The organism is Nocardia sp. CC227C, assembly GCF_030767025.1.
Classification (GTDB): Bacteria; Actinomycetota; Actinomycetes; order Mycobacteriales; family Mycobacteriaceae; genus Nocardia.
The window spans coordinates 105652-124926 of record NZ_JASITE010000019.1 but is presented as its reverse complement, the minus strand read 5'-3'; the positions used below and the strand labels follow the sequence as shown (position 1 = coordinate 124926).

19 protein-coding genes, 1 tRNA gene and 1 pseudogene are annotated in these 19275 nt (G+C 68.4%); 12 read left to right on the top strand and 9 right to left on the bottom strand.

What is annotated here, in order from left to right:
- Positions 1 to 467 precede the first annotated feature (467 nt).
- Positions 468 to 1229 carry a copper homeostasis protein CutC gene (locus QMO76_RS30310; protein WP_306364761.1) on the top strand — a complete coding sequence of 254 codons (762 nt, stop codon included), beginning with the start codon at positions 468 to 470 and terminating at the stop codon, positions 1227 to 1229.
- 65 nt (positions 1230 to 1294) lie between these two features.
- Here the strand turns inward: QMO76_RS30310 and QMO76_RS30305 are convergent, their stop codons facing one another.
- The gene (locus QMO76_RS30305) at positions 1295 to 1744 is read right to left on the bottom strand and encodes a hypothetical protein (protein ID WP_306364760.1); all 450 of its coding nucleotides are present in this window, start codon (positions 1742 to 1744) and stop codon (positions 1295 to 1297) included.
- A gap of 583 nt (positions 1745 to 2327) precedes the next feature.
- Between QMO76_RS30305 and QMO76_RS30300 the strand changes: the two genes are divergently transcribed.
- The 3 genes and pseudogenes from QMO76_RS30300 to QMO76_RS30290 all read left to right on the top strand — a co-directional run.
- Positions 2328 to 3341 carry an XRE family transcriptional regulator gene (locus QMO76_RS30300; RefSeq protein WP_306364759.1) on the top strand — a complete coding sequence of 338 codons (1014 nt, stop codon included), beginning with the start codon at positions 2328 to 2330 and terminating at the stop codon, positions 3339 to 3341.
- Between the two features lie 101 nt (positions 3342 to 3442).
- Positions 3443 to 4693, top strand: a complete 1251-nt coding sequence (locus tag QMO76_RS30295; protein ID WP_306364776.1) for a pyridoxal phosphate-dependent aminotransferase — start codon at positions 3443 to 3445, stop codon at positions 4691 to 4693.
- 506 nt (positions 4694 to 5199) lie between these two features.
- Positions 5200 to 6477: pseudogene (locus QMO76_RS30290) on the top strand (YibE/F family protein); the annotation flags it as partial.
- A 786-nt stretch (positions 6478 to 7263) separates the two neighbouring features.
- Here the strand turns inward: QMO76_RS30290 and QMO76_RS30285 are convergent.
- Positions 7264 to 8640, bottom strand: coding sequence for an Hsp70 family protein (locus QMO76_RS30285; protein ID WP_306364758.1), 1377 nt, complete (start codon positions 8638 to 8640; stop codon positions 7264 to 7266).
- Between the two features lie 526 nt (positions 8641 to 9166).
- Here QMO76_RS30285 and QMO76_RS30280 point away from each other — a divergent pair.
- Positions 9167 to 9703, top strand: coding sequence for a YdcF family protein (locus QMO76_RS30280; protein WP_306364757.1), 537 nt, complete (start codon positions 9167 to 9169; stop codon positions 9701 to 9703).
- Positions 9704 to 9822: 119 nt separating this feature from the next.
- Here QMO76_RS30280 and dcd read toward each other — a convergent pair whose 3' ends face one another.
- Entirely contained in the window at positions 9823 to 10401 is a 579-nt protein-coding gene (dcd, locus tag QMO76_RS30275; RefSeq protein ID WP_306364756.1) for a dCTP deaminase, read from the bottom strand.
- 105 nt (positions 10402 to 10506) lie between these two features.
- The gene (ctaD, locus tag QMO76_RS30270; protein WP_306364755.1) at positions 10507 to 12207 is read right to left on the bottom strand and encodes a cytochrome c oxidase subunit I; all 1701 of its coding nucleotides are present in this window, start codon (positions 12205 to 12207) and stop codon (positions 10507 to 10509) included.
- Positions 12208 to 12420: 213 nt separating this feature from the next.
- Between ctaD and QMO76_RS30265 the strand changes: the two genes are divergently transcribed.
- Positions 12421 to 12491, top strand: a tRNA-Gly gene (locus QMO76_RS30265).
- A gap of 174 nt (positions 12492 to 12665) precedes the next feature.
- Here QMO76_RS30265 and QMO76_RS30260 read toward each other — a convergent pair.
- On the bottom strand, positions 12666 to 13244 hold the full coding sequence (locus QMO76_RS30260; RefSeq protein WP_306364754.1) for a bifunctional 2-polyprenyl-6-hydroxyphenol methylase/3-demethylubiquinol 3-O-methyltransferase UbiG: 579 nt from the start codon (positions 13242 to 13244) through the stop codon (positions 12666 to 12668).
- Between the two features lie 171 nt (positions 13245 to 13415).
- Between QMO76_RS30260 and QMO76_RS30255 the strand changes: the two genes are divergently transcribed.
- A complete protein-coding gene (locus tag QMO76_RS30255; RefSeq protein ID WP_306364753.1) occupies positions 13416 to 13595 on the top strand; it encodes a hypothetical protein in 180 nt (59 codons plus the stop codon).
- Between the two features lie 10 nt (positions 13596 to 13605).
- On the top strand, positions 13606 to 13908 hold the full coding sequence (locus QMO76_RS30250; protein ID WP_306364752.1) for a DUF1905 domain-containing protein: 303 nt from the start codon (positions 13606 to 13608) through the stop codon (positions 13906 to 13908).
- 58 nt (positions 13909 to 13966) lie between these two features.
- Here the strand turns inward: QMO76_RS30250 and QMO76_RS30245 are convergent, their stop codons facing one another.
- The 3 genes from QMO76_RS30245 to QMO76_RS30235 are packed head-to-tail and all read right to left on the bottom strand — an operon-like array spanning position 13967 to position 14843.
- Entirely contained in the window at positions 13967 to 14293 is a 327-nt protein-coding gene (locus QMO76_RS30245; protein WP_306364751.1) for a hypothetical protein, read from the bottom strand.
- A 42-nt stretch (positions 14294 to 14335) separates the two neighbouring features.
- Entirely contained in the window at positions 14336 to 14632 is a 297-nt protein-coding gene (locus QMO76_RS30240; protein WP_306364750.1) for a hypothetical protein, read from the bottom strand.
- Positions 14619 to 14843 carry a hypothetical protein gene (locus QMO76_RS30235; RefSeq protein ID WP_306364749.1) on the bottom strand — a complete coding sequence of 75 codons (225 nt, stop codon included), beginning with the start codon at positions 14841 to 14843 and terminating at the stop codon, positions 14619 to 14621. Before QMO76_RS30235 ends, QMO76_RS30240 begins: the two co-directional genes overlap by 14 nt.
- A gap of 168 nt (positions 14844 to 15011) precedes the next feature.
- Between QMO76_RS30235 and QMO76_RS30230 the strand changes: the two genes are divergently transcribed.
- The 4 genes from QMO76_RS30230 to QMO76_RS30215 all read left to right on the top strand — a co-directional run bounded on the left by QMO76_RS30230 (position 15012) and on the right by QMO76_RS30215 (position 18647).
- A complete protein-coding gene (locus tag QMO76_RS30230; protein WP_306364748.1) occupies positions 15012 to 15785 on the top strand; it encodes an alpha/beta fold hydrolase in 774 nt (257 codons plus the stop codon).
- An 8-nt stretch (positions 15786 to 15793) separates the two neighbouring features.
- Positions 15794 to 16582: a crotonase/enoyl-CoA hydratase family protein gene (locus QMO76_RS30225; RefSeq protein WP_306364747.1), complete on the top strand. Its 789-nt coding sequence runs from the start codon at positions 15794 to 15796 to the stop codon at positions 16580 to 16582.
- 155 nt (positions 16583 to 16737) lie between these two features.
- Positions 16738 to 17847, top strand: a complete 1110-nt coding sequence (locus tag QMO76_RS30220) for a DUF4185 domain-containing protein (RefSeq protein ID WP_372342120.1) — start codon at positions 16738 to 16740, stop codon at positions 17845 to 17847.
- Positions 17848 to 17948: 101 nt separating this feature from the next.
- The gene (locus QMO76_RS30215) at positions 17949 to 18647 is read left to right on the top strand and encodes a bifunctional 2-polyprenyl-6-hydroxyphenol methylase/3-demethylubiquinol 3-O-methyltransferase UbiG (protein WP_306364746.1); all 699 of its coding nucleotides are present in this window, start codon (positions 17949 to 17951) and stop codon (positions 18645 to 18647) included.
- Here QMO76_RS30215 and QMO76_RS30210 read toward each other — a convergent pair.
- On the bottom strand, positions 18644 to 19261 hold the full coding sequence (locus QMO76_RS30210; protein ID WP_306364745.1) for a dihydrofolate reductase family protein: 618 nt from the start codon (positions 19259 to 19261) through the stop codon (positions 18644 to 18646). The genes QMO76_RS30215 and QMO76_RS30210 overlap by 4 nt on opposite strands.
- Positions 19262 to 19275 lie beyond the last annotated feature (14 nt).

The following is a 19275-nucleotide window of genomic DNA, read 5'->3' as shown; positions in this document are numbered from 1 at the left end:
TCGAACGCCGCACAGCTCACCGTGCTCGAACGCCGCGCAGCCGACGGTGCTCGAACGCCGCACACACGGCGGTGACGACAGACGTCGGGCGGGTGGTGCCGGAACGGCCACCCGCCTGCACGGCAATCGAACACGCGCACGGTCGCCAACCCGCCACCCCGCCACTCCGCCGCCGATGCGTCGGACGAGGAGGCCGCGCTCGGCGAATCGCTGTTCCGGGGACGAAGCGGCATCCGGGTGCGGCGCTGTGCCGCCGAATCAGCGACGCCGGGAGGGGTGGGTGCCGACCGCGGCGCGCCGATGGCCGCTGCGGCGGCGACTCCTGCCTTGTGCGCAGGCGGGGCCGTCCGCGCGGTGATCGGCGCACGGGCCACGGCTGTCGGCCGCGACGCCGGTCCACTCGAACAACACACATCGGGCTAACCGGCAGCAAGCGAAGCCGTGCGAGCTGGTCAATACTGATAGGTATGGCGGAGGCGGGAACGGTTCGGGTCGAGATCGCGGTGGAGACGCTGGGCGGTGTGGAGGCGGCGGAGAGTGCCGGTGCGGATCGCATCGAGTTGTGCACCGGACTGTGCGCGGGCGGGCTCACCCCGAGTCCGGCGCTGGTCGCCAAGGCGCTCGAACTCACCTCGAACACCCGGGTGCACGTGCTCATCCGCCCACGTCCCGGCGATTTCCACTACTCCGCCGCGGAGGTGGCGCTGATGCGCGCCGATATCGGCCAGGTCCGCCGACTCGGCGCGGCCGGGGTGGTGTTCGGCGTGCTGGACGGAGACGGCCGGGTCGATATGGCCGCCAATGCCGCACTCATCGAGGCAGCCGAGGATATGGAGGTCACCTTCCATCGCGCCTTCGATGTCTGCGCCGATGCCTATATCGCGTTCGAACAGGTGATGGATCTCGGATTCACCCGGCTGCTCACCTCGGGCCGACAGCCTTCGGTCGTCGACGGCGCGACGCTCATCGCGAAACTCGTGACCCGGGCGCAGGGCCGCATCGATGTCATGGCGTGCGGTGGCCTGCGCGCCGACAATGCCGCCGAGGTGCTGGATCGCACCGGGGTGCGCGATCTGCACGCCGCCGTCCGCAGTCCGGTGCCGGGACTGGTGGTCGAGGGTGCGGAGGTGTCGTTCGCCGAACCCGGTGCGCCACAGGGTTCCGACCATTTCGCGACCGATGCGGCCGGGGTGGCCGCACTCTGCGAGGTCGCGCGTCAGCGCGGGTGACCCCCACCGGGTCCGCCCCGTCGACTGCCAGGAATGGGGCGGACCCGGTGGGTTGCGAGGTGGCGTCAGTCCTCGCTACCCGACCCCACCGCCAGAGCCGTCGTGATCAGCATCGACAGCGGTGGGAGTTTGCTGTCTCGACTCGGCGGCACCACCCAGTGGCAGCCCTCGCGCGTCCACTGCCCGAGGCCGGTGGGCAGCATGACGGCGGAACCGGTGGGCGGTATGCCGATGTCGAGACGGTTGAGCACCTGGAGGATCTGTTCGCCCGGCCGGGAATCGGGCACCACGAGAAAGCTCCAGCGGATCTGGCGAGCCAGCATGGGCGCCGACTCCCCTTGTTGTTCCAGCGCGGCGCGGACCTTCTCGGCCCGTGCCACCGGCAGGTGGATAACTCCTATTCGCCCGGTAATCGGAAGCATCGCGAATCCGCCGCGCTCGATCACCGGGAGCCCGAACTCGTGGCGGTAGAACGCCACCCAGTCCCCGACGGTCCTCAGCTTGTCCGCATTCACCCCGAACTCCTTGCCTGCTGAATCCAGGGTCGCCCCCGAACCGGCGGTGTGAGAACGCCCGCACGCCCTCCTTACGCTGCCCTTCCGCCGCCACTGTTACCGGCGCGTAGACCCGGTGATACCAGCTCGGTTTCGCTTGTGGCCCATGTCACGACACGCTCGTACCCTGGACATCGGAGTTCGTTCGGAAGGGATGGACATCGTGGTCCGGCACTGGTCAGGTAAAGAGGCCCGCGCCCTTCGCGATGCCAAGCGGATGAGTATCCGAGAGTTCGCGGCGCATCTCGGTGTCCACGAACGCTTGGTGTCGAAATGGGAAGCCGGGGGAATTCGGGTGCATCCCCGCCCCATCAATCAGGCTGCCCTCGACACCTCCCTGGCCAGGTCCGACGACGTTGTGCGGGCGCGGTTCGCGGCATTGATCGATCAGCCTCTGATCGACCGTCCCGAGCCCGGTTTCAGTGTGCGCCAGAGCAGTTCGGCGCAGGCCATTTATTCCAGCGACGCGGAACTACTGTCACTCGTGGATACGGGTGCGATGAGGGGCGATGCGTTAGCGGCGATTTCGGAGAGGGATCTGATCATGGCGGCTGCCCATGAAGCAAGTGAGCACGCCGGGCGGGCCGAGAGCACCAATGTGGGAGCGACCACATTGGAACAGCTCGACGCCGATGTCACGCGCATCGCGAACGATTACGTGCACGTGCCTCCCGTCCCGATGATGGTGGAGATGCTGCGCGTGCGCCGCCGGGTGTACCGGCTGCTCGAGGGGCATCAGAGACCGGCCGACACCTCGCACCTGTATCTGCTGGCGGGCACCCTGTCCGGGCTGCTCGCCAATGCCAGCACCGACCTCGGCTACTACGACGCCGCCGGCGAACAGGCAAGGGCCGCTTGGGCTTACGCGGAACTATGCGGGCACAACGGATTACGCGCCTGGACTCGCGGCATGCAGGCGCTCATCGAGTACTGGTCCGAGCGGCCGCGACGCGCGGTGCTGTTGGCGCAGAACGGGCAGGAGTACGCGGAATCCACCACGGCCCAGGTGCGGCTGCACAATATCGAGGCGCGCATCTGGTCGCGGCTGGGCAGCAGCGCCGACACCGAGAACTGCATCCGCGCCGCCGAGACCGCCCGCGGTTCCAGCGGTGCCCAGGACTCGCTGCACGACGAGGTGGGCGGGGTCTTCGGATTCAACGAGCCCAAGAGCCAGTACTACGCGGGCGCGACCTACATCCATCTGGGCCAGGCCGAACCCGCGCTGCACGCCACCAGCCGCGCCATCGAGCTCTACGCCAACGGTCCGACCGAGCAGCGCTCCTACGGGGCGGAGGCCCTCGCGCGGGTGGACAGCGCCGCCGCGCACCTCATCAACGGCAGTCTCGACGGGGCCACCGAGGCCCTGCAACCGGTGCTGCAACTCGACGAGGACAAGCGCATCGCCCAGTTGGAGGAGCGCCTGACCGGCCTGCGCCAGCGCCTGGCCGGACCCGCCTTCCGCGAGGCGATCGAGGCCCGCCGCCTGGACGAACGCATCGAGGAGTTCTGCGGCAGCACCGCCGCGAGGGGCATCCCACCGGGCGCCCCCACCCAATGAATCCAGCCAGCCATCCACCCACCGAGCACAGCCCCGTGGTTCGCGGCGCGTCTCGGTTCTGGACCGACGGAGCGGGAGGCAATCGAACACAGCAAATTAGACTGAGCCGGGTGAGCAACCATCCGTACCGCGCGCCGCGCCACCTGGAGCAGTCCACCAAGCTGCAGAACGTCCTCTACGAGATCCGAGGACCGGTACACGAGCACGCGGCACGGCTGGAGGCCGAGGGTCATCGCATCCTCAAGCTCAATATCGGCAACCCCGCGCCGTTCGGCTTCGACGCGCCCGATGTGATCATGCGCGACATGATCGCGGCGCTGCCGTACGCGCAGGGCTACTCGGAGTCGAAGGGCATCATGCCCGCCCGCCGCGCCATCGTCACCCGCTACGAGCTGGTGCCGGGCTTCCCGGAGTTCGATGTCGACGACGTCTACCTGGGCAACGGCGTGTCCGAGCTGATCACCATGACCATGCAGGCGCTGCTGAACAACGGCGACGAGGTGCTCATCCCCGCCCCGGACTATCCGCTGTGGACCGCCATGACCTCGCTCTCCGGCGGCACCCCGGTGCACTACCGGTGCGACGAGTCCAACGGCTGGCAGCCCGATATCGCCGATATCGAGTCCAAGATCACCGACAAGACCAAGGCGCTGCTGGTCATCAACCCGAACAATCCCACGGGCGCGGTGTATTCGACAGAGGTGTTGCAGCAGATCGTCGATCTGGCGCGCAAACACCAGCTGCTGCTGCTCGCCGACGAGATCTACGACAAGATCCTCTACGACGACGCCAAGCACATCTCGCTGGCGACGCTCGCGCCGGATCTGCTGTGCCTGACCTTCAATGGGCTGTCCAAGACCTATCGGGTGGCCGGATACCGGGCCGGTTGGCTGGTGATCACCGGGCCGAAGGAGCATGCCGCGGGCTTCCTGGAGGGCATCGATCTGCTGGCCTCCACCCGCCTGTGCCCGAATGTGCCCGCGCAGCATGCCATTCAGGTGGCGCTGGGCGGACATCAGAGCATCGAGGATCTGATCCTGCCGGGCGGGCGACTACTCGAGCAGCGCGATGTGGCGTGGGAACGGCTGAACTCGATTCCGGGCGTCTCGTGCGTGAAGCCGAAGGGCGCGCTGTACGCGTTCCCCCGCTTGGATCCGGAAGTCCATGAGATACACGATGATTCGAAGCTGGTGCTGGATCTGCTGTTGCAGGAGAAGATCCTGATGGTGCAGGGCACCGGCTTCAACTGGCCGCATCACGATCACCTGCGGATCGTCACGCTGCCGTGGGCGCGGGACCTGGCCGTCGCGATCGAAAGATTTGGCAACTTCCTCGCCGGCTACCGGCAGTAGTTCCAAACGAAACAGACCATGAGTTCGAAAAAGTCAGGTTTTTAGAGACTTAGCTAGCGCAAAGAACCCCCTTTTGTGTACAGTAGTCCTCGGCACCTAGAGTGCCCCGGCTGGACCGCCTACCCCCCCTGGGCCGTCCAGCCCTGGATTGGTCGGCCTACCCCCCCTGGGCCGCCGATCCCCGGGCGGCGGAGACATCCCCCTGCTCTCCGCCGCCCCTCCCGCAATTCCGCCTCCCCGCGACTTCAGCGCACGGCTGGGAGCCGTTGCATTCCCGCCTCCCCGCGACTTCAGCGCACGGCTTAGGAGTCGTTGTCACTTGTGTACGCGTGCCGGCGGTCAGGATACGAACCGATTCCGGGGGTACCCGGTGAGTTACCCCGAACGGTGCGAAATCAGTTGTCACCTTGGCAGACGGTGTGTCGAGAAGGTCTTTCCGCTGACTTGTCGGCGACTAGGTGCCCTCGCGGCTACGGGCGGGAATCGTTTTCGTTAGGCTCGCGCGGGTGAGCGATCACCACCACGGCCATAGCCACAGCCACAGCCACTCCGGACCGATCAAGATCGGGGACACGGCTGCGCGCGTGGTGGTGGGGTTGCTCGTGGTCATCGGGGTGGCCGTGCTGGTGGGGCTGGTGTGGTTGTGGCCGAGCAAGCAGAACGTCGAGATTCCGTTGCCCATGCAGAACGCGGGCGGTGGGGCCGTGACGACCGAGGCCGGGACGGTCGTGATGCAGGAGTGGGGGCCGTGCGGGAGTCCGTCGCTGGGGCGGGTGTTCCCGGACGATCCCGCGCCGCCGCGCGCCAATACCTACGACTGCCAGCGCAGCATCATCACCATCGACTCCGGGCCGCATGCCGGGAACAAGACGCTGTTCGAGATCGCCCCCGGGCCGGGGCAGCCGGAGCTGCACGCCGGGGACAGTATCCGGCTGGTGCGGCAGTCCGACCCCAGCGGTGCGCCCATGTACTCGTTCGAGGACTACGCGCGCGGGCTGCCGCTCACCCTGATCGTGCTGGCCTTCGTCATCGTCATCGTGGCGGTGGCGCGCTGGCGGGGACTGCGGGCGATACTCGGGCTCGGGTTCGCGTTCGGGGTGCTGGTGATGTTCCTGCTGCCCGCGCTGCTGGACGGCAAACCAGCCATTCCCGTTGCACTGGTGGCGGGTTCGCTGATCCTCTACGCCGTGCTGTACCTGGCGCACGGGGTGAATCTGCGGACCAGTTCGGCGCTGCTCGGCACGCTGACCTCCATGCTGCTGGCGGCGGTGCTGTCCTGGGTGGCCATCGAGATCACCCATCTGACCGGGTTGTCCGAGGAACAGAACACCAATGTGGCGACCTATATCGAGCACGTCAGCATTACCGGGCTGCTGCTCGCGGGCTTCATCATCGGTTCGCTCGGTGTGCTCAACGATGTGACCATCACGCAGGCGGCGGCCGCCTTCGAACTCGCGGCGCTGGACGAGAAGGCGTCCCGGCGCGAGATCTTCGCCGCCACCATGAGGGTGGGACGCGACCACATCGCCAGCACCGTCTACACCCTGGTGCTCGCCTACGCCGGTGGTGCGCTGCCGCTGCTGCTGCTGTTCAGCGTGGCGGGCCGGTCCATCCGCGATGTCCTCACCGGTGACGCGGTCGCCATCGAGATCACCCGCTCCGCGGTGGGCGGCATCTGCCTCGCCCTGTCGGTACCGCTGACCACCGGTATCGCCGTGATGCTCGCGCGGCCCTTCCACATGCACCGCACCGCCCCCACCGGACCGGCAGCACGCGGCAAACGCCCGAGCCGTCCCGCCGCGCGCTCGCGCCGCACCGGGGCGCAGCCCGCCGCCCGCCGCACCCGTACCGGAGAACAACCGGCGGTCACGGGGCGGAACTCGGCCCTGGCCACCGGGGAACGACCGGCGGTCTCCGCCCGGAACCCCGCCCGCACGAGCGGCGACCCGTCGACGGCCCCCAGCCGGGGCGCGGCACCCGCGACCGGTGAACAGCCGGCGGCCCGACCGCACGGCGACGAGCAGCCCGGGCCCGCCCACCGGCACCCGAATCCCGGCACCGGGGAGCAGACCACGGTGCCGCGCACGTCCACGGCATCGAGCGGCTCCACGGCATCGAGCGGCGAACAGTCGTCCTGGTCCCTCGCCGCCCAGAGCGGAGCCCAACCGGCGGTGCCCGCCGCACCCGAGCCGCCGTACACCGACGATTACCCCACCGACCCGCAATTGCGGCTGCCGCTGACCGGCGAGCATCCCATCTGGCCGTCCACTCCGGAACAGGCCGAACAACCGCGCCGCCCGCGCCACTCCAAGGACTGGTTCGAGGAGTAGCCGCCCCGACGCCTCAGCTCACCGCGACCCGCACACCGCCGCCCACGTGCGGACACGCCGCAACCCGTGGTCGTGCGGGGAAGCCACGCCGCCACCCGTGGTCGTGCGGGAAAGCCATGCCCCAACCCGTGGTCGTGCGGGAAAGCCATGCCCCAACCCGTGGTCGTGCGGGAAAGCACCGTCGTGACACCGCGACTCGCACGGTCGTGGCATCGCGACCCCGGCTGCGAGACCGGGCGCTTACTGTCCGGCCGGGGCGGGTGGCGGGAACAGCGGTGGGATGGTGGGCACCACGATCGGGGGGAGGCCCGGGATGACCGTGATGGTGTTCGCGCTCGGCGGGGGCGGTTCCTCGCTGCTGGTGGTGGGGCTGTAGCGCGGGGGCGGGGCGGCGACGGATTCGTTGGTCGCCTCGGTGGTCGGCGCGGGCGCGGAGGTGGTGCGCGGCGCGGTCGAGGTGGTCCCGGCGGTGGTGCTCGAATCGCGGCTCTGCGAATCGGGTTCGAAGGCCGTCGGCCGCCAGCCCAGGGTCACGCCGATGGCGGACACCACCACGAGCGCGCCGACGGCGACACCGGCCACGCTGATCTCCCGGCGACGCCGGAACCGCTCCCCGGTCTCCCCGCCGGAGAGCCAGGTGGGCGAGGACTGGGAACGCGGCCGCGGAGCCGGTTCGTCCACGTGCGGCTGCGGCTGGGCCGGCGGCTGGCGCTGCGGTACCGGCCGGGCCAGCATGGCCGCGCCGCGCACCGCGGCGGTCTCGGGACCGTCGGCGACCACCACGGGAATGCCGAGCCAACGCCGCAGCACCCGCGCCACCAAGGGAATCCGGGCACAGCCGCCGATCACGGCGACCGCCTCCACCGGCTGCTCGGAGCGCAGGATCACATCGCGGGCCATGCGTGCCGAGGACTCCACGGCCAGCATGATGAGGGCTTCGAAATTCTCCTGCGAGAGCAGCACCAACCCCTCGGGCGAGGGCAGCGCCACGGCCGTGCTGGCGGACAGCTGTTCCTTGGCCTTGCGGCACAGTTCGTCCATGGCCGCCAGCCCGGCCGCATCCGGCGGATGCGCGATGCGGCCGGACGCGATCTGCTGTTCCCGGATCAGCGAGTCCAGATAGTCGCCGCTGATATCGCTGGTGCGCTCGGTGTGATGGATCTGCCGGGAGGCGGTGTCGACCACCGTGATGGACAGGCCGGATGCGCCGAGGTCGTAGACGGCGACGGTGCCGAAACCCTGGACATCACCGGAGTACTCCAGGAATTCCAGCGCCGCCACCACATCCGGGACGAGCTCGTAGTTGATGATCTGGCGGCGGGCCAGCTCCGCGCGGATGCCGCGGGCGTGCTGTTCGTCCCGATACGCGATGGCGGTGGCGGTGATCGACGGATCGGCGGCGAGCACGGCACCGACCGCGTCGGCCACCAGCTCCTCCACCCGCTGTTCGCCGACCGGGATGTCCTGGGTGTCGAAGGTCTGCGGAGCGCCGCGGTAGCCGTCGTAGAACGGCTCGGCCTGCTGGAATCCGGCGTACGAGTAGGCATCGGCCTCGGTGAGCGGCCGCGCGACGCGTACCGCGCTCACCCCCACCGACACTCCCAGTACCGAACTCATCTGCAGCCCATCTCGATTCACGCTCCCACGACGTGCGAGCGGGCCGCCGCCTGCGGATGGCCAGCGTCGCGTCACACTTGCGGTGGGGTCACTGTACCTGTCGGTGACACACTACGGCGTGCCGCGTCTTCCGTACACCCGCCTACGACCACCCGGTTCGGCGCATTCGGGACAGCCGCGCGGGGCCCGCGGGTAGCGATGTGAATACCGGCGACGGGGCGTACCCCACTGGGCGAGAGCGATATCCACGCCCGTGCCCCCCGGCCCCCGCGCACGCACCGTGGTCACATGGCGACCAGGTGGCGACATCCACGCCCATGCCGACATGCCCGCGCACGAACCGCGGTCACATGGCGACCAGATGGCGACATCCACATTCCCTCGCGCACCGGGCTCGCCCGCGCACCGGCAGGAGAGGTCCGAGACCGCCCGCCGTTTCGGGTAAGGGCGGTCGGCTTCCCGCGGCCGGACGACGCGTGCGCCGCACAGTGCCGGATCGCGGCGCGCGGGCTCTAGCATCGGCGGCGTGCGCCTGTCCCGTCGTACCGTCACCGCGATCGCGCTGCTGTGCGCCGCGGTCGTGTACGTCGGCGCGCTCTGGCCGGTATTCGTGCGGCCGCGCGTCGACACCCCGCGCCCGGCCGACGCCATCCTGGTACTCGGCGGCGCTCACGACGGCCGCGAGGAACTGGGGCTCGGCCTCGCCCACGACGGTGTCGCGCCGCTCGTGCTGATCTCCGACCCGTACGAGCACAGTCCGCTGGTGAACCGGATCTGCCACGGCGGCTACAGCTTCGCGGTGGAATGCTTCGACCCGGAGCCGCGCACCACCCGCGGTGAGGGCCGCTACCTGGCGGAGCGGGCCCGTGCGGAGGGCTGGCGGCGGGTGATCGTGGTGACCTTCACCCCGCACATCTCCCGCACCCGCTACATCCTCGGAAAATGTTGGGACGGTGAGCTGCTCGTCGTCGACGCCCGCCCGCGTATCGGCCCGCTGCGCTGGATGTACCAGTACGCCTACCAGACGGCGGGCTATCTGAAAGCCTTCGCCGAGGACTGCTGAACCCGCGTTCCCGCCGACCAGCGGACGATCCGGCGCGGGGGTCGCCCGCGCGAACGCGACCTCGCAGAGTGCGGCCACCCCGGCCGCATCCGTCGCGAAATGAGCCGCCGAATCGGCGCTCAGTGCCCGTTGGACGACAGGAAGTTGAGGTAGGCCCGCGACGGCGTCGGCCCGCGCTGCCCCTGATACTTCGACCCGGCCGCCTGGCTGCCGTAGGGATGCTCAGCCGGGCTCGACAGCCGGAACAGGCACAGCTGGCCGATCTTCATCCCCGGCCACAGCGTGATCGGCAGATTCGCCACATTCGACAGTTCGAGGGTGATGTGCCCGCTGAATCCCGGATCGATGAACCCGGCGGTGGAATGGGTGAGCAGCCCCAGGCGGCCCAGGCTCGACTTGCCTTCCAGCCGACCGGCCAGGTCGTCGGGCAGACTGCACACCTCCAGGGTGGAGCCGAGCACGAATTCGCCGGGGTGCAGCACGAACGGTTCGCCCGCGGTCGGCTCGACCATGGTGGTCAGCTCGTCCTGGCGCTGCGCCGGATCGATATGGGTGTAGCGGGTGTTGTTGAACACCCGGAACAGGCTGTCCAACCGCACGTCGATACTCGACGGCTGGACGAGGTTCGGGTCGAACGGGTCGAGCCCGAGGCGTCCAGCGGCGATCTCGGAGCGGATGTCGCGATCGGAAAGCAGCACGCGCACGAGCGTAGTGCCAGGTGGTCAGCCCGCGGTGGGAGGGCTCTGGTCTGCGGTCGCTCACCAGCGCGGCGGTTGCGGCGTGCCCTCCGCGACCGCACGCGGCTATCGCGCCGGCCAGCCGACCTCCGACTCGCTGCGCATGCGCTCGGACATGTGCGGATAGTGCAGTTCGAAGGCGGGCCGCTCGGAGCGGATGCGCGGCAGCTCGTAGAAGTTGTGCCGGGGCGGCGGGCAGGTGGTGGCCCATTCCAGGGAGTTGCCGTAACCCCACGGATCGTCCACCGTCACCACCTCGCCGTAGCGGTAGCTCTTGAAGACGTTCCACACGAAGGTCACCATCGACAGGCCCAGGACGAACGACCCGATGGTCGAGATCGTGTTGAGCGCGGTGAACCCGTCACCGGGCAGATAGTCGGCGTAGCGGCGCGGCATACCCTCGTCGCCCAGCCAGTGCTGCACCAGGAAGGTGAGGTGGAAGCCGAAGAAGGTGCTCCAGAAGTGCAGCTTGCCGAGCCGCTCGTCCATCATCCGGCCGGTCATCTTGGGGAACCAGAAGTAGACGCCCGCGAAGGTGGCGAACACGATGGTGCCGAACAGCACGTAGTGGAAGTGCGCGACCACGAAGTACGAGTCGGTGACGTGGAAGTCCAGCGGCGGACTGGCGAGGATGATGCCGGACAGGCCACCGAACAGGAAGGTCACCAGGAAGCCGACCGCCCACAGCATGGGTGTCTCGAAAGTGAGCTGCCCGCGCCACATGGTGCCGATCCAGTTGAAGAACTTCACCCCCGTCGGCACCGCGATGAGGAAGGTCATCATGGCGAAGAACGGCAGCAGGACCGCGCCGGTGGCGAACATGTGGTGCGCCCACACCGCCATGGACAGCGCGCCGATGGCCAGGGTCGCGTACACCAGGGTGGTGTAGCCGAAGATCGGCTTCCGGGAGAACACCGGCAGCACTTCGGAGATGATGCCGAAGAACGGCAGCGCGATGATGTACACCTCGGGATGCCCGAAGAACCAGAACAGGTGCTGCCAGAGAATCGCGCCGCCGCTGGACGGGTCGAAGATGTTCCCGCCGAGATGCCGGTCGACGGCCAGCGCCATCAGCGCCGCGGTGAGAATCGGGAACGCCAGCAGCACCAGAATGCTGGTGACCAGGATGTTCCAGGTGAAGATGGGCATCCGGAACAGCGTCATCCCCGGGCAGCGCAGGCACACGATGGTGGTGATGAAGTTGACGCCGCTGAGGATGGTGCCCAGGCCGGAGACGGCCAGCCCCATGATCCACAGGTCTCCCCCGACCCCCGGTGAGTGATCGACCAGGCTCAGCGGCGTGTAGGCGGTCCAGCCGAAGTCCGCCGCTCCGCCCGGGGTGATGAACCCGGCCGTGGCCATCGTCGCGCCGAACAGGTACAGCCAGTAGCTCAGCGCGTTCAACCGCGGGAACGCCACATCCGGAGCGCCGATCTGGAGCGGCAGTATCGCATTGGCGAATCCGAAGACGATCGGTGTCGCATAGAACAGCAACATGATCGTCCCGTGCATGGTGAACAGCTGGTTGTACTGCTCCGGCGACAGGAACTGCAACCCCGGCCGCGCCAGCTCGGCCCGCATGAGCAGCGCCATCAACCCGCCGATCAGGAAGAACGAGATGGCCGTGACCATGTACATCATCCCGAGCAGCTTGGGATCGGTGGTCGTGACGATGCGCCACAGATACGACCCCTTCGGGGCCATCCGCGCCGGATACGGCCGCGCGGGCTCGAGCCGGGGGACATCTTTCGAGGGCACCGCGGTCATCGCGTCCTCCTCCAGGACACGCGAACGCCGATCAGCGAACGTCCAGCGCATCCAAAGTCACTGTGGTGGACGGGCTTTCGACCCGGTGATCAGTCTACGACCGCCCGTAGACGATCACCCACACTTCGCCGAATCCCCCGCCGACCCGCTTCCGGCCGACTTGCATCCGACGACCCCGGTTCTGATAGAGTCGCGGAGCGTCTACACACACTGGCCGGTGTAGTTTAGTGGTAGAACATCAGCTTCCCAAGCTGAGAGTGCGGGTTCGATTCCCGTCACCGGCTCTCCTTTCTCTCGCGCGATTCCCGCGCAGCTCACCTCGGCAATCCAGCCCTGCCCGGCACAATCGTTCGGCCATGCCGCCCGCGCCCGCCGTGGCACACACGTGCCATGCGGTCCCGAGTGAACATGCCCGATCCGGGTGTCCACCGCCGCAACGGCTTTCCTGATCGGGCAGGCTATTCGGCCGCAGGCTTGTGCCACAGCAGGGTGTATCGCCAGAGCAGTCGCTTGCGGATGGTCGCGCCGGGGAGGAGCTCGGCGGCGGATCGCCTGATGCGGTCCAGGGAGTCCTCGGGGGCGTGGAGGGGGGCGGGTGGGTCGCTCTTGTGGCGCAGCAGGTCGACAGCTCTGACGAGGGGGTAGCGGAGCAGGTAGCCGAAGTCGGAGCGCAGGCTCATGGACCAGAGGCCGACGATGGCGAGCGTGCCGCCGGGGGCGACCAGACGACGAAGGGCGGTCAGGCCCTCGTCGACGGGGACGTGGTGCAGGCTGGCGACCGCGGTGACGTAGTCGAAGGTTCCGGTGAGATCGCGGAAGTCGGCCTGTTTGTAGGTGACGTTCGGGGCGGGGGCGGCTGCCGCGAGGACCGGCGCGTCGATGTCCACGCCGAGCACGCTGGGGCAGTGCCGGGCCAGTTTGCGGGCCAGCAGACCGTCACCGCAGCCGACGTCCAGGGCGGTGCGGGCACTGTCCGGCAGCTGGGCGAGCAGCCAGGGGTGGTAGTGGGTGTTGTGATTCCAGTACGGGTCACGCACTCCCGCGAGCATACGGGCGGTAACGCCCGGACCCAGGCCGCCGATCCATCCTGTACCAATCCCTGCCGATTGGTATCAATTCGATTCGACTAACCGGTCTTGTTATTTCGAGTCCCCACCGGACTCTCTTTCGCCATACCCTTTCGGGTTGCACCCAGGCACGTAGGAACAATGAGCTCTCGCCCGAACCCGCACACCTCGCGCAATGGCGCGCTGATCGCCGGGGCCGCCTTCGTCATCCTGGCGCTCGCGTTCCAGGCCTGCGACCCCACGCCCCCGCAGGACTTCTCCTCGCGGACAACGACATCGACAACCAGCGCGCACCGACTACCTGTCGGTCTCCCCGGATAATCTCGCCGTCATGGCCCACGACCGCTACTCGTTCACCGCCGAACTCTGGGAGTACGACGGGCCCGCCGCGTGGTACTTCCTCGACGTGCCGGAGCCGATCGCCGACGAGATCGAGGAGATGTACGGGCATCGGGTCGGCGGATTCGGGTCGGTCCGGGTGGAGGTCGTCATCGGTGCGAGCCGGTGGGCGACATCGCTGTTCCCGGACAAGAAGCGGGGAACGTATCTGCTGCCCGTGAAGAAGCCCGTGCGGATATCAGAGGGGTTGTCCGCAGGGGATTCGGCACGGGTGCAGATCACGGTCCTGGTGTGAGTCCGGATGGGTCGGGCACCGGCCCGTCCGGATTCGCTGCCGCCGTTCGCCGCGCCGACTACTGCAGGCACTCCGACACGATGCGGTTGGTGGCCGCCTTGGCCTTATCGGAGTCCTCCTGGCTCATGCCGAGCTCCTCGGGCTCCACCGAACCGGTCACATTGGCCTCCTTGTCGATCATGACGCGCAGGCCGTCCTGCGAGATCCCCTGATCCACATAGATCTTCGCCGCGCAGTCGGCCAGGGCGGTGTCCTTGAGGCCGCTGTCCTGCAGTGCCTTGGACAGGTCCGCCTGCGTGACGGCGGGAGCCTCTTCGCTGTCGCTGCCGCACGCGGCGAGCAGCGGCAGCGCGACGAACGCGGCGGCGAGCAGGGAAATCCTCACGGGTACCTCGATTCTCACGAGCGGAATGCCGGAGGAACCTTCTCACAGATCCATGGCCGCGCGCAGCGCTGTGTCGATGCGCTCCTCGGTCTCGGTGTCCACCGCGCCGATGCGCTCCGCCAACCAGGGGCGATAGATGCGGCCCAGATTCCCGGCGTGCACCCAGCCGTGCCCGGGAATCGGCACGGCGAGAATATCCAGCGGGTCCTCGTCCAGCACCTCCGCGGCGATCAGCCACGGGCGCGGCGATTCGTTGATGCCGTCGCTGCTGATGAGGACGATATTGCGGCGTCGGGGCGTGCCGTGCGGGTGGTAGACCCAGAGTTCACCCCTGCGCACGCAACTCCTTCTCGGCGGCCGCCAACTCCGCCTCGTCCAGCGCGGCGAGATCCGCCGCGTCGGGCGCCGGGCCCCAACCGGTCCGGACCGCCTCGCGCCGCGCGGCGCGGGATATCCACGCCGACGGCGACATGCCGGCCCGGGCGGCGGCCTGTTCGGCGTACGACCAGGCGGCCTCGTCCAGCGACAGAGTCACCTTACGGGTTGCCATACCTTTTATCGTACCGATGAGAAGGCCGATGCGGTGGCGATCGGTGGCGCAGCGCACCGCCGCGCGGACGGCCGGGTAGACCGCACCGCAGACGGCCGGAAATCTCGATTGGCGGGCCGCGCGGCGTTGTTAGGGTGAGGCGTCGGTGCAGTTCGCGGGAGGTTGACGATGACGTTGAACCATCACCGGGTGGGGGCGGGTGATCCGCTGGTGCTCGTGCACGGGGTGGGTAGCCGGTGGCAGGTGTGGGGGCCGACCATCGACATGCTCGCGGAGTCGTTCGATGTGATCGCCGTCGATCTGCCGGGATTCGGCGCCAGCCAGCCGCTGGCCCGCACCGATGTGCCCGCCCTCGCCGACGCGCTGGCCGACTTCCTGACCGAGCAGGGCATCGAGCGCCCGCATCTGGCGGGCAATTCCATGGGCGGCCATATCGTGCTGGACCTGGCCGCGCGCGGACTGGCGCGCAGCGTCACCGCCTACTCCCCCATCGGATTCTGGGACACCCCCGGCCGCATCTGGTGTCAGCAGGCACTGGGCCGGGCCAAGGATCTCTGCCGGTTGCTGCGCCCGGCCGCGCCCACCCTGCTCGGCAGCACCGCCGGGCGCAGCGCCCTCATGGGCCTGGTGTTCGGCAAGCCCTGGCAGCTGCCCGCCGACGCCGCGGTGCTCACCGTCGAAGGGCTGCTCGGGTCGGGCGGCTTCGACGCGGCGCTGGCCTCGTTCACCCGGGTGCGGCCGGTCGACGCCGCGGCGCTGGCCGACATCCCGGTGACCGTCGCCTGGGGCAATCGTGACATTCTGCTGACCTACGCCACGCAGAGCCGCCGCGCCCGGCAGTTGCTCCCCGCCGCCAGGCACGTCACCCTGCGCGGCAGCGGCCACACACCCTTCTACGACGATCCGACGGGCTGTGCGCGGCTGCTCCTGGACCAGAAGTGAGGAAGAGCATGGCACGCGACAAAACGGCACGCGACAGTACGGCTCGCGACAATATCGAGCTGACCTTCGAGGGCGATCGCGCCTACGTCGCCCTGGACCGCCCCGACAAGCACAACGGGCTCACCGTCGAGATGCTGCGGGAACTGGTCCGGGTCGCCGGAATCATTCAGGGCCGCAATGATATTCGAACCGCCATCCTGTCCGGCAACGGACCCAGCTTCTCCAGCGGCCTGGATGTCGCCAAGGCCATGGGCAATCCGATGTCCATCGTGCCCAACTTCATTCCGCTGCCGTGGCGCGGCACCAATACCTTCCAGGAAGCCTGCTGGGCGTGGCGGCGGCTGCCGCAGCCGGTGATCGCGGTGGTGCACGGCCGTTGCTACGGCGGCGCGCTGCAACTCGCGCTGGCCGCCGACTTCCGTTTCGTCACCCCGGATTCCGAATTCGCGGTGATGGAAGCCAAGCACGGCCTCATTCCGGATATGACCGGGGCGGCGACGCTGTCCCGCCTCGTCGGCATCGACCAGGCGCTGCTGCTCACCATGACCGCCGATCCGGTGGACGCCGCCTACGCCCGGCGCATCGGTCTGGTCACCGAGGTGGCCGCGGATCCGCGGGCCGAGGCGGAGAAGCTCGCGGACCGCATCGCGGCGCGCTCCCCGCACGCGGTGGCGAGCGCCAAACGGCTGTTCGACCGCTCCTGGGAGTCCTCGCTGCGGCGCACCTTCGCGATCGAGCGCGCCACCCAGCTGCCGCTCATCCTGCGCCAGGCCCTGGGCCGGAAAGACAACAAGTAAGGCAATTCACAGCAAACAAGTCGGTTTGCGTTCCCACCCACCCCGGTCGCGCTGTTAGCATCTTCACACTTTGCCAGCGAGCCGAATGACCGCGCGTCCGTAGGTTAGGCACGGCCCGCGCATCTTGTTCGGCGAGAACCGGAGGTTTGTCCGCGTTGACGAAGACCGCATCCCTGCTCATGTCCGCCCTCGCAGGAACCACGGCTCTGATCCTCACCGCGACCTCACCGGCAGCGGCCAACCCGAACGCCATCAACCCCATTCCGGTGCTCAATGGCACCCACGGCCTGCCCAACCTGCCCGGACGCACCAAGGCGGTGTTCCAGGTGACCGGTATGGCCAGCCCCAACAACACCCAGTCCTACAACGTGCTCGGCACCGATCTGGGCATCATGTGGGACAACGGACACGGCGAGATGCTCACCGCCTTCGGCGACACCGCCGGTCTCGGCTTCCCCAACCTGCTGGTCGGCAGCACCTGGGCGTGGCGCTCCAATATCCTGGTGCGGTCGCATACCAAGGATCCGTCGAACGGCATCTACTTCGACTCGGTGGTGCGGGACTGGTTCGGGCAGGCCCGCGACCTCATCCCCAGCCCCAAGATCCCCTTCATCGAGATCAGCCGCATTCCCACCGCGGGCATCTCGGTGGGCGGTGTGCAGTACATGAGCCTCATGTCCGTGCACAGCTGGGACGAGCCCGGCGAATGGACCACCAACTTCTCCGGCCTCGCGGTCTCCGGCGACAATGGCGAGAACTGGGTGGAACTGCCCGCCACCCGGCGGCCCGACGAGGGCGGCAACGCCAACTTCCAGATGAACGCCTTCCTGAAGGCGGACGGGTTCGTATACGAGTACGGCACCGCCTCCGGACGCAACAACCCCGCCTTCCTGGCGCGGGTGCCGGAGGCCGCCATCGGCGATCTGACGCAGTACGAATACTTCTCGGACGGCAACTGGGTGCGCGAGGACGTGAATGCCGCGACCCCGGTGATCGGCGGCGGCGTGGCCGAAATGTCGGTCATGTGGAACGACTACCTGGGCCAATACATCATGCTCACCACCGACCCGTGGAATTCCGTGGTCATGCACCGGGCACCGAGCCCGGAGGGTCCGTGGAGCGGGCCCGAGGTGTTGATCGACGCGCGGGAACTCCCCACCGCCTACGCGCCGTCGATCTTCCCGTACCAGACCGGGCGCGACCTGTACTTCCTCACCACGGTGCACAGCCAGTACAACGTGCTCCTCATGCACACCAGGCTGTAGCGCGAGACCGGACGCTCGGCCGCGACCACGGTCGCGGCCGTTCTCGTTTCCGGGCCACCGGCCGTCGCCGGTCGGACCGACCGCGCTCATAGACTCGGGGCATGGACGCCGCCGCCTGGGACGAGAAGTACGCCAGCACCGAATTGGTCTGGGGCGCACCGCCCAGCGGGACCGTGGTCGAGCAGGTGTTCGGCCTGGAGCGACGGTTCCCGCTGGGTGCGTTCGCTCCCGGGGAGCCCCGGCCCGAACTGCCCCGGGTGCTCGACCTCGGCTGCGGTGAGGGGGCCAATGCCATGTGGCTGGCCACCCACGGTTGGCAGGTGGACGCGGTCGATTTCGCACAGGTCGGCATCGACAAGGGCCGCACGGTGGCCTCGCGGCTGTCGCGGTCGGTGCGCAATCGGATCAACTGGCGCTACGGCGACATCACCGCTCTCGACACCCTCGGCATTACCGGCCCGTACGAACTGGTGCTCATGGCGTACGTGCATCTCCCCGCCGAGCAGCGCCGGGCCCTGCTGCTGAAGGCCGTCGACATGCTCTCGCCCGAGGGGGTGCTGCTGGTCCTCGGGCACGACACCCGCAATCTCACCGAAGGCTATGGGGGCGAATCGGATCCGGCGCTGCTGTTCACCGCCGAGGATGTCGTGGCCGATCTGGCCCCGGCCGGAGACCGCATCCAGGTGCGGGTGGCCGAACGGCTGCAACGGCCGACCGAGCACCGCGACGCCATCGACGCCCTGGTGGTGGCGACCAAACCCGCCCCGGCACCGGAGGATGCGAAGGAGCTGGAGTCCTAGTCCTGCTCGGCCTGGGGCAGATGGGTTTTCGCCTGCTCGTAGCCGCCGTCGGCGGGGGCTTCCGCCGAGGTGTACACCAGGTACTGCACACCCGACGAGAATGTGCGCGCCGACAGCAGTTTCAGCGGGATCGGGTCGCCCTCGTCGAACAGCCGCATCCCCTTGCGCACCGCGATCGGATGCACCATCAGATGCAGTTCGTCCAGCAGACCGGCGGCGAGCAGCTGGCGCACCACCGACGGTGAACCGCTCATGGCGATATCGGTCGCACCGGGCTCTTCCTTGAGCGCCCGCGCCCCCGCGAGCAGATCCCCGCCCAGCACTTCGGAATTGCGCCAGTCCGAATCCAGTTCCCGGTGTGTGACAACGACTTTGCGGGCGTCGCCGAGCGATTTGGCGAACACCGCGTCGTCACCGCCCGCGGCCTCGCGCTCCGGCCAGGCACCGGCGAAACTGTCGTAGGTATTGCGGCCGAGCAGCAGGGTGTCGGCACCGCCCAGCTGCGCGCCGACCGCTTCGCCCATATCGTCGTCGAAGTACGGGAAATGCCAGTCCTGCGGGTCTGCTATGACGCCGTCGAGGGATATGAAAAGTCCTGCGGTGATCTTTCGCATCGGATAGCTCCTCG